Annotated in this window: 8 protein-coding genes; 2 read left to right on the forward strand and 6 right to left on the reverse strand. The window is 40.4% G+C overall.

The window, feature by feature from the left end:
• Nucleotide 1: 1 nt before the first annotated feature.
• From lnt to B4W65_RS14535, 3 genes are all read right to left on the reverse strand, one after another.
• A complete protein-coding gene (gene lnt / locus B4W65_RS14525) occupies nt 2–1,603 on the reverse strand; it encodes an apolipoprotein N-acyltransferase (protein WP_088655899.1) in 1,602 nt (533 codons plus the stop codon).
• Nucleotides 1,604–1,997: 394 nt separating this feature from the next.
• Nucleotides 1,998–4,424 (reverse strand): T9SS type A sorting domain-containing protein, encoded by a 2,427-nt coding sequence (locus tag B4W65_RS14530; protein ID WP_088655900.1) that lies wholly within the window; start codon nt 4,422–4,424, stop codon nt 1,998–2,000.
• 480 nt (nt 4,425–4,904) lie between these two features.
• Entirely contained in the window at nt 4,905–7,307 is a 2,403-nt protein-coding gene (locus tag B4W65_RS14535; RefSeq protein ID WP_088655901.1) for a hypothetical protein, read from the reverse strand.
• A gap of 307 nt (nt 7,308–7,614) precedes the next feature.
• Here B4W65_RS14535 and B4W65_RS14540 point away from each other — a divergent pair, with 307 nt between their 5' ends.
• Nucleotides 7,615–8,079 (forward strand): signal peptidase I, encoded by a 465-nt coding sequence (locus B4W65_RS14540; RefSeq protein ID WP_158522857.1) that lies wholly within the window; start codon nt 7,615–7,617, stop codon nt 8,077–8,079.
• Nucleotides 8,080–8,215: 136 nt separating this feature from the next.
• On the opposite strand, the gene B4W65_RS14545 is transcribed toward B4W65_RS14540, so the two are convergent.
• Nucleotides 8,216–9,088 (reverse strand): KilA-N domain-containing protein, encoded by an 873-nt coding sequence (locus tag B4W65_RS14545; RefSeq protein ID WP_088655903.1) that lies wholly within the window; start codon nt 9,086–9,088, stop codon nt 8,216–8,218.
• 429 nt (nt 9,089–9,517) lie between these two features.
• Here B4W65_RS14545 and B4W65_RS17330 point away from each other — a divergent pair, with 429 nt between their 5' ends.
• Complete coding sequence (locus B4W65_RS17330; protein ID WP_158522858.1) at nt 9,518–9,673, forward strand: hypothetical protein; 156 nt, start codon at nt 9,518–9,520, stop codon at nt 9,671–9,673.
• Between the two features lie 598 nt (nt 9,674–10,271).
• Here the strand turns inward: B4W65_RS17330 and B4W65_RS14555 are convergent.
• Both B4W65_RS14555 and B4W65_RS14560 read right to left on the reverse strand, forming a co-directional pair.
• Nucleotides 10,272–10,670, reverse strand: coding sequence for a hypothetical protein (locus tag B4W65_RS14555; RefSeq protein ID WP_088655905.1), 399 nt, complete (start codon nt 10,668–10,670; stop codon nt 10,272–10,274).
• Nucleotides 10,671–10,684: 14 nt separating this feature from the next.
• Nucleotides 10,685–11,412: hypothetical protein (locus B4W65_RS14560; RefSeq protein WP_205741293.1), on the reverse strand; the 728-nt coding region annotated here is incomplete at its 5' end.

Below are 11,412 nucleotides of genomic sequence, written 5' to 3' on the forward strand. Positions count from 1 at the left end.
ATTACAATCGTGGGTTTTTTATTTTCATGACAAAAATGTAGGCAATTAGACCAAGAGTGGCCATCAATGCCAAAACTTCTATATATGACCCCAGTCTGGCAACAAAAGTCACCTTTCTGTTCAGTTTTATTTCTTGTCGCAAAGTGTCAGCCTGCTTACTGTCTGTCTTGGCAATCACATCTCCTCTTTGATTAATGATGGCAGATATCCCCATATTGGATGAATGAGCAATACTCCTTCTGTTTTCCACAGCCCTAATAACAGAATGTTGTAGAAACTGCTTAGGCACACTACCATTCTCGTACCAACCTTCATTCAGCAAAACAAAAAAAGCCTGAGCACCTTCTTGGGATGCTTTGTAAAAGAGTTTATTGTAAACCACTTCATAACAAACCATGGCAGCCGTTTGCAAGCCATTATTTGCTCTATAAACCATCCTGTTATTTTCCCGCGTTGAAAACTGAAAATCAATTCCTACAGGAGTAAGACGGGGCATAACAAGTGGATATGGGGCATATTCCTGATAAGGCACCAAATGATCTTTTACCCGTAGTTGCGGGGCCTGATCTTTTTCTATTTGAAGAGCAGCATTATAAGTGTAGTACCAGGTTTTATAATTCTCAGAAAACCTTATTCCTGGGATTCGTTGGTAGTGCTTAATCTTTTCAACGTCCGGAATCTCTTCATAAACAACAGCCCCGGTAATCAACTTAAGATTTGGAAAACTATCGGTATACTCATAAAAATGATTAAAAACCAAATTTCGGTTGAAATCCTTGACCCACCCGGCATTGGTTATGGCAGTTTCAGGCAGCACCACATATTCGGTATTCCCAGACAATTCGGGCAGCATAATGCCCAAATAGATATCCATTAGTTCATAGATATTCACCCTGTACTTCACATCTCTGTTATCGGTACTGGGATGAACAACAAGCACTTCTTTAGAATGCCCCTTTTCTTTATAACCGGCGTAAATTGAAAGCGAGAAAATGATGGGTGCAAATACCACAAAAAGCAGAACAAGCCCCCTTTGAAGGAGCAGCTTAAAACTACTGGAGAAGTTCCGAATGAAAGAAAAAAGCAGAAAATTTACAATCAAAACCCAAAGCGTGCCACCAGCTCCACCCGTGTATTCATACCATTGTATTAACTTATGGTTGGCGCCCAAATTATTACCTAAGTTAAAAAAGGGCGACCCAAGTTGAAAATTGGCTTGAATCAATTCCGCCGTAAGCCATGCTGCAATAAAATACAGGGCAGCAAACTTAGGGTATGCCTTTTTAAAATACACATAGAACGAAACGAGCAAAACAAATGGGATAACATATAGAATTGCCACTAAGAAACCCATATTGGCAGTTTGTAGCACCCAATAAAAACTCATTATGAAATAAGTAACCAATGCTAACAACACTTGGAAAACAAAGATCAAAAGTGGTTTTGCATGTGCCATGGCGTAATCGCTGGCAAAAAGCAGGGGAAGAAACGCAACAAAACTAAAATAGTAGTATTCGGATGGTATTGCTGAAAAACCAACCAATAATCCGGTACATATGGGTAAAAAAACTGCGTAAAACAATTTCTGTAAAAATCTAATCATATCCCTGCTTTATCTCTCTAATAACGCAACTAACAGGTTTTTAAAACCTTAAAAATGGACTGCTCTTTTTTTAGTGCCTGAACAATCAACCAAAATCTTACAAAAGTAAAACTAATCGACAAATAACATCCTTAACAGTTGTATTGTTTTGATAAAAATAACTATACAAGCCTTGTCCTAAGTGCTGTCCATCAGCATATATTCACTTACGAATATGGAAAATAGAAGTTTCTCAAACAGAACCAAACCAAGCACGTATTTTGACTAAACGTGCATTTTATTTGACTAAAAACAAGCAATAGGTATTTCATAAAATGTAACCCTAAGCCCCCCAAAAAAAATCCGATATCGACGGACACGCAGATATCGGATTCTATATATTCAGTTTTATTATCTACTTGCTGGTATTAACCACCCTCTCACTCTTGACCAATTGGCCAAACTGAGCTCTGATGATGTAAACACCTCGATCATTCGGCAAAATCACCAAGGTTCTACTGCTCCGAGCCGGCACTTCAGATATCTTCCTGCCATCAATAGTATATACCTCAATATGTCCAGGAGTCTGCTGAACCAAATCCATACCAACACTTACAAGCACCTTGCCTGCCACACTCTTAATACTGATGGCATCTCCTGCGGCTATTTCATCATTATCAACTCTTACCTCCTCAAGATCCGTCGTCACTTTATACAAGTGTATAGCAAAGCGCTCGTGGTCTTCTCCGGTTTGTGTAACTGAGTACTCGTAAGTGCTGTTGCGTGCCACATTTAAAAATGCTCCAGTAAGCTTATCTTCAAAATAGACCGAATGCTCTCCATTAAAATACCTAAGGTCAAACTTAAGAGAAACTTCACCCTCCACCCTATTACGAACCGACAAGGGAATAGAATGAACATTCTCTTTCAAGGCAGGCAAACCATTAATGGCCAATGAGCGATCGTCAATCCTTGTGTAAACTTCAGGAATGTTTTTTGAATCATTGAAATACTTTTCTGCATCCCCTCTGTCATAACCTTCAGTAAATCCGTCTGCAAAAAAGATTACTGCCCCATCACGTGAAAAAGAATTCTGAGCTTCAATTCGAATAACCGAATCATCTGAGGTACGACTACTTTTAAGTCTGGAAATATCCATTCCATGTCTCCTGACAGAAGGTAAAATGGTAGTTTCGACCCCAGGCTTAAGGGTCTTTATCCAGACGGCTTGAGAAGGTGCAATCAAAGAATGTTCCTGAACAACTTCTGGAGTTATTTCAGTCAGTTTATAGGGTGACAACGCAATGCGTCCCATCGTAGGAACAGCAGGATCATTATTATAAGTTACAAAAGTCATTTCCTCTCCAATCTTTGCACGATACCAGATGGTAGGATCTACATCTACACGTTCCCAACCTTCACCACCTTGCCAATCGACAAAAGCGGGATAAGGGTTGGCCAACAAATGAAAACCTTGTTCATCAAAAGTTCTGCTGACTTCTGTAATATGCATATCTCCTTCGTACTCGATCACACGTACATCGGCAACCCCATCACCGTCTTTATCAGGGTTATCCGGCATATAGTTAGTAACCATGCCTTCCAATGGACGCAATGCCCGAGAAGCTAAACCAGATTTAATTCCCCACCACTGATTGGCACGATAAACATTAATAATAACACCGTCCGCACCCGCACTAAAGTCACTGAAAACAGCGTCCTTTCTGGAGCTGCCAAGATAAAACCATTGGTCTTGAGGCAGGTTGATTTTTGTTTTAACTTTTCCAACCACCTCACCATTCGTAATGAGTGAAGACATGCCACCTTCACCATACTCATGTTCCATAATAAGCGATGCCCCATCTGCTATGGTCAACTTACCACTAACGGTGAGTTGAGCACCTGGCTTAAGAGTGAGAGTAGCACCTGGCTCTATTGTAAGATTGTTAACCTCAATCAAATCGTCTTCCTTTCGAATCTCAGGATAAGCCCCAGAAGAATTCTTAACTCTCACACTCGAGTTGCTCGTAGGGACTTTATTTCCAGACCAATTGTCCTTAAGGCCCCAGATACTGGTAGTGACATCGGTTTTCCACTGGTATCCCATTACTACAGAAACGAGTACCTCATTAACAACATCAACAAGGTCAGTTCCTGCTTCATCTGTTAAAAAATCAGCTAAATCTCCAGCTATTCCAGGATCATTGATCTTTGACCAACTAGGAGCCGTAATCACAGCATCGGGATTTAGAATATAAATCTTAATATCATTCTTCACATCACCTTTTACATCAAACCCTCCACCAAGATGGGTAAAATTACCCCCAACTACAAGATTCCCCGTATTATGAACAGTCGTACTAGATCCAGTACTGAAATTCCCAACAACAATAATATCTCCATGTGAGGTAATTCCTGCATTACTTGAGGTTAAACTCCCGTGCACAATCAAGGTTCCTCCCCCCTTAACTGTAACATTAGCAGAAGCGTTCAAATCACCAAAAATTTCAAGAACACCACCATTTTCAACCGTAACTCCACCCCATTGATTATTTGTGTAGTTCCCATTTACAATAAACTCACCTTTTACTGTAACCGTAACCGGATTAAAATCACCATTTCTAGTAATAATGGATCCCGTTTCAATGATGAGCGCCTGGTTGACATCTCCATTTACAGGAGGGGCGCCGTTAAACTTTCCCTTAGTGCTCCAAACTGCGGTAGATTCAAAATCTCCACTTTCACCGGACTTGCTAGCATAGTCTGCTAACAAAACTTGCCAAGAACCGCCAACCATCAGCAAAACCAATAACCCCAACTTCCTCATGTATAGCTTTTTCATACGTTTTGTTTTGTATCATCCAACTTCGCCTGACCTGTGAATTTTACGCCATCCTGTTCAAATATTCGTAAAAAGCTTATAATCAACCTGCAAATATAGTAATCAATTACTGTTTTGTACGACATTTAAGTGCTTAGGTTGCACTTTAAAATGTTAAAGTCAATCAAAAAGTAAAAACTTGTAACAGCTAATTGTGAATTAGTTACCAACATCGTAGCAAAACCCGCACCCCACCAAACTAACAATAAAATTCTATAGTTAATCAATATTCTTGTCATACGTTCCCTTGAAGAAAACCATTAATCCATGCATTGTGCCAAAAATACATCGAAACATTTAAACATCTCAATGCATTCACATGAATCTTTTATAAAAAATACTGATGCCTTATACTTCTTGTTGATAAGCATGAATACTCCAAATAAGAATCCGGTATTGTAACGGAGCTACAATACCGGATCAAAAAACTTTTATGTCATTCTACTTTAGCCCACTAAAAACCATCTGACTTTGTTCCACAGGCCCAGCCTTTGCACGTATAATATAAGGCCCTATTTCATTAGGCAACACAATCAGTGTTTTTCCAGTAACTGCTTCGCCTTCAGAAACCTTTCTTCCATCGACGGTATATACTCCGATTCTACCTGTTACATTCTCCAATACTCCCGCACCAAAGCTAACCAGCACCTGAGCACCTATGTTTCTGATACTGATCGCCTCTTTGGCCGACTCATCTTTAATAACCATCGGATGGTATTCGATATCAGTAGCCACCTTGACAAAATGCAATACAAAGCGCTCATGATTATCCCCGGTATTTGTTACGGCGTATTCATAGGAGCGTTCCCGATCTACATCTAAGAATACTCCAGTTTCCTTGTCCTCCAAATAAACGGTATGCTCTCCATTAAAATACCCCAAGTCGAACTTAAGACTTACTGACCCTTCCACACGGTTTCGCACCGAAAGAGGAATTGAATACAAATCTTCACTCAACTTGGGCAACCCATTAATGGCCAGAAAACGATTTTCGACTCTCGTATAGATTTCAGGAATATTCATTGAATCATTGAAATACTTCTCAGAATCGCCCCTATCGTAACCAGTAGAATAACCATCGGCAAAATAAATAACCGTTCCATCTCTTGAATAAGCGTTCTCTGCCTCAATTCGAATAACATTCGCATCAATGGAAGAACTACTACTCTTTAGCATGGAGTTCTCCAAACCATGTCTTCGGGCTCCGGGCTCAACTGTAACGGTGACTCCAGGTCGTAAAGTCTTTATCCATACTGCCTGCATGGGTGGAATTAGAGCCAACTCCTCCTCGGTTGTAAAATCAACTTCAGTATCCGGGTACAACGCTATCTTTGCCTGATCAACAGCTGCTTTGTTATAGGTAACAAATGCCATTTCTTCACCTATTTTCGCACGATACCACATGGTTGGATCCACATCCGGGCGAACCCATTCCTCATCATATTCCCAATCAATAAATGCGGGATAAGGATTAGCCAATAAATGAAATCCCGTTTCATCAAACTCTCGACTAACTTCTGCTGTATGCACCAAGCCATCGTATTCAATTACGCGTTCATCTGCCATTCCATCATCATCCTTATCGGAGATTTCCGGCAAATAATTCGTTACCAAACCTTCCATTGCGCGAAGGGTCCTTGAAGCCAGACCAGATTTTATTCCCCACCACTGTTTGGCACGATAGACATTTATAATTATCCCATCCCCCCCTGCACCGAAATCACTAAAAACGGCATCTTTACTCGAACTACCCAAATAAAACCATTGGTCTTGCGGCAGGCTCATTCTTGTAGATACTTTTCCCGTCACAAGCCCTTTGGTAATAAGTGATGACATCCCCCCCACGCCATACTCATGTTCTACAATAAGACGACCGCTCTGAGGCCCTGGAGATTCACCCTCTGCTATTATCAGCTTCCCGTTTATCGTTAATTGAGCCCCAGGCTTCATAGTTAACTCAGCACCGGCCTCGATGCTAAGGTTTCTAAGAATTATCAAGCCATTTTCCGCAGAAATTACCGGACAATGGGCTCCTTCTTCTGCAGGTCCAATCCGCACACTAGAATTTTCATCCGGTCTTCTGGGTATCCAATTTGCTGCATCATCCCAGTCAACGCTCCCTGCATTTGTCCTCCAAATGATGGCACGAAGACCTAAGTCCGGCCACATACTCGCCACAAAATCAAGCAGAGCGGCATTATCCTGCTCATTCCTTTTGAAATCTTCTAAACCACCATACTTGTCATCCAATTCGAAGTATGCATACGAATGGTCTGCATCTGGATCAAATAAATACAGGTTACTGTTTCCGTCCGGAGATTTGAATCCTCCACCATTAAACTCAAACGTTCCGCCTACAACAAGCTTCCCTGTATTTTCCAACTCACCATTAGAAATAGAAAAATCACCTTCGACAATCATATTGCCATTAATAAAGGTTCCTGCATTAGAATTGCTCACATTGCCATGCACTATCACCCAGCCTCCCTCTTCTACTATAAAGCGCTGGGAAATGTCAACATCTCCAAAAACTTCCAAAACGGCTCCGTTTCGAACAAAATGCTCACCCCAGTTTCCAAAAGAACAATTCCCATTAACAATGAGCGCACCCTCAATTTCAACACGCGCGGGATCAAAGTCACCATTTCGGGTTATTACAGCTCCTTCAACAATAGTCATTGGCTGCCCTGGAGAACCATCAGGAACAAGCTCTCCAACCCAAGCTGCAGGATCCTCGTAGTCTCCCACAGTAGGTTGACTGACAAATTGGGCCGACGCCTGATGACTAGCCAAAGAACTAAGAAAAAAGACTAATAAAAAGAGTGTGTAAAAATACTTTTTCATTTTTGAGCTGGTTTAGGTAAATCAAGGAAGAGGGCCTCGCTGGTCTTACCATAACAATTCATAGATAAAACACAGTAAGTCACCAGAGGCAAATATAATGATTTACAATTGATTCACACCTGCTTTACAACATTTTTGTCCCTGCAACTATCTACCAAATACTACAGGTTGCCAAATAAGAATGGCCAACACAACTAACTTTTTTGCGTCCCGAAGTTGGTATCAACAATCAAGGAGGTTGCATTCAAAACTGGTATCATGTCACAATTATCGAATAATGGCTACTTTTGACAAATTGCTTTCAATTATGCCGACGGACAAGGAAACGAAATATTACGGGCTTATGGACGAACTGCTGCGCAGTGGAAACACAGTGCAGGTGGCGGTGCGGGGCATAAGTATGTTTCCTCTGCTGATGAATGGCGATGTGGTTCTGGTGAAACAGACCGCCATTGGTCATTTAAAAAAAGGCGCAGTGGTGGTATTCGAGGGCAGAGATGCCTGGGTGGCGCACCGCTTACTGAAAGTAACCAACAAGGGACTCCTCACCCGGGGTGATGCCAATCGCAACATCGATGAGCTGGTACCCTACTCCCATTACAAAGGGATGGTGGTGAAAATTGGAAGGGCCCGCTGGCCACTGGCCCGGTTGGCCCTGGGCCTACCGGGAAAATGCCTGGCCTACACCGGCAAAGTAACGGGTCCACTTTTCTGGCTAATCGCCCGCATCGCCTCTAAAATCTACTTGTTCTTCAAGGCTTCTGCTAAATAAGTGTCTTCTTGTCCAGACTCCAATCCTAAAAGCATTTACCGCTTACTTCAGCAGGTTATGGTAACCGTAAACAAGGACCTTATCAACACCGGATTTCGGATTCTTAAAGGACACCCAAAGGTTACCGTTTCGTTGATTATTCCAATTTCTTTTTATTTTTGATATATATGTCGTCAGAAATTTTCTTTAATGACTTCATAAAATCCTGCTTGTCAAGCGATTTTAACTGAACTTTCACAATATCTTTCAACTGGTTGAAGCGTTCTGGTTTATCAATTTGATTACGAATTAAAAAAGAATTAAAATTCTCAAGGTTTGATAAAACAACAAGTTCGTTTATGCTTGCGAAATCACGTATGTTTAATCCTTTCTTTGCTTTCTCAGGGTTTGCTTCACGCCAATCTTTAGCTGCACAATTAAACAATGCAACATTCAACAAATCTGCTTCCTCCGCATATATTAACCATTCTTTGTCTTTGTCGTAGTTTTTATCGGGCAGAATGCAGTCTCGAACAGCCTCATTGTGAAGCACATAATTTGTTTTTGTTAAAATACGTTTAACGTTCCATTCAAGGTTATATTGATTACTCTCAACTTCCTTTAATCTTTGGTATTCCTTAATCAACATAAGCTTAAACATTGGACTAATCCAAGAACCAAACTCAAATGCTAAATCTTTATGAGCATAAGTCCCTCCATATCTACCTGACTTAGAAATCAATCCTACTGCATTAGTTGCCTCAATCCATTTTTTCGGTGTCAAATTGAAACTGTTTAATCCAGCTTGCTTTCTAAAGGTGTCGAATTCGACATGTTTAAAATTCGGGTTATTCAAAACCTCCCATAAACCAATGAATTCTACAGTATTACGATTTCTCATCCAGTTACGAATATGGTCTGTACCCTCTTCGTCTCTTACCATATCAGTCAGGCAGATGTAATCTTGCTCGTTCTGTTTAACTATAGAAATGAGCTTGTTTTTAACTTCTATTTGCGATTTACTTGTCATATTTCCGTTCAAGTTACAACTCCTTCAAACATACAATTCAATTTCAAGTTAAAAGGTTGGTTCTACGGCTCTTTCACTGAATGGCAACAACCACATAGCGATACCGGCTTCTGCAACTTAACGCGAGTGAAAAACTAACTCTGTCCGGTCCTATTTTTAGTTGTTGAAATTAACATCAACTGATAATAAACCCACCTAAGCGCTAAACCCATACCACCAAGGATTACTCGCCCAATAATAATTGATGCAAGCTTAGAAACCTCCTCTCCCATATTATTCTTCGTCTAAAAACGGGAATATTGTACTCCCCAAGATATTTAGCGCCACTTTTATTATACCAATTATTAATAGCTGCTGAACTACGATTATAACTCATGATACAAGCCCATAATTGTTGGTCCAACGGTTATCGAAACTGATGCCATTAATGTGCAACTCCTCCCAGCAACCGAAACCTACAGCCACGACAGTGGAAGACGGCTTATTTATAGGTTTTACTGGCGTCAGGCCATGACCACCTCCATTTCCGGCTGTATGGCCGCCATCGACAGCCAACGCTTCCTGGCCGAAAATCCTTTGAAATAAGTCAAGGAACATTAGAACAACAGCAACAGAGCAGCTCTCCGCAGGACGGCAACTCTATTGGTTTATAACAGTTTATGCAAAAATCACCTACTGAATAACAGGGAATAATCCAAGACCTCCGAAATTAAGACAAAAAACAACTTTTCATTTATTCTTTTGTAAATAATTACCCTATTCCTGCCGCACAACGCGCGAACTACAATCTTCCTGCAAGAGTCAGTACGCATCGCACGATTGACGTTAAAATACTGTTTAATTATTCCTTCACAGTCGTCATATCTTAAAACCATTGGTTGAGACCCGCCATCAACGACATTAAAACATTCAAACCTCGCTGCTTGTCGAAAATGTGCAACAATTCCCTCATAATGCAAATCACTTTTATCAGGAAAATCTGACCATACCCATCCTTCAAACCGGTCTGAGACTACTTTCTTGAATACCTTAAGGATAATTCTTCGTCTTCGGAGCGACTCCAACCACAAAAGCAAAATAGTGAGAAATAACAAACCCACCACAAACAACATCCTCCCGGGAATTTGTTCCAGCACCGATATAATTTGACCAAAAATGAAAATCAAAGCAGTTGATAATAGGCTTACGCTACAATAATAACAGTTATAACTACGAGTAATATACTCCCCAAAATATACCTTAGCGCCAATTTTCCATTGTATGTTGAGGAGTATTTTGATATTAGCTTCACATATCTCTTTTTATAAAAAATTACAAAATAATTAATAATTGCAAAAGGGAGTCCAAAATTCAAAAATCCACCCAAAGCACTCGTCAGGACAGTGTTGGTCTCAAAAATAAAAAAAAACTTACGTGCATTGATATTAAAAAATTCAAGCCATAATAATAGAACAAAAAAATTCAACGAATTTGCAACTGTTATTATAAAGTACACGCCAAATTTCCAGTCAGATTCCTTACTCTTATATCCTTTTGAGTTTACAATTGCATTTACCCAAAGTAAATCATACAAATTTCTCATTAAATTACTTTTTGTTACCAACTCATGGGACGGTCATACATTCCTGTTGTTGGATTATATACTCCATCTAGTGGGGATCTATCGTTCATTATATTATCTTGAATTCTTTCTATATTTGGTTTTGCTCCGAAGTCATACAATAATCGAGCAAATCCATAATATGCAACAAGTGGCCCTACAACAACACTTCCTACGCCATAATATAATAAGGCCGAATTCCCTAATCCTGTTAATCCAACTCCTCCATCAATATAATTAAGAACAGACCTATCTCCATTATAAAAATTATAAGCCGATTGAAAAACCATTAAACCTGTTCCAAGGTTACCAAATCCTTTAACTTTGCTAGACAGGCCTTTAAATTTTAATGCTTGCTTGGACCAATTTCTACCAGCAAAGTCTGAATAAGGCTTCATGTAACCTTGTGTTGTTGGATATGAATTGTGGTATTTAAACCCGAAATTATTATACATATCCCAAACACTACCTGTCGTTGAAGCACCGGAAAGCAACGCATTTCCCCCGCTATTCGCCCCTCCCCTCCCCTTCTCACTATAGAAACTCTTCGCATCCACCACCTGGGCCCTGGGCACAGGCCGATTCTGAGCATTCGCCTCCTCAAAGACAGGAGGTATTTCCAGCAACTCTCCGGGATAAATCAGGGCACACTTTTTTCGGGCAACAGCCCAATCTATTGATGAATTGGCAGCCATTATGATTTGCCGCCAACGCTGGCGACACG

Origin of the sequence: Geofilum rhodophaeum, assembly GCF_002210225.1 — a bacterium.
In the GTDB taxonomy this organism is placed as follows: domain Bacteria; phylum Bacteroidota; class Bacteroidia; order Bacteroidales; family Marinilabiliaceae; genus Geofilum; species Geofilum rhodophaeum.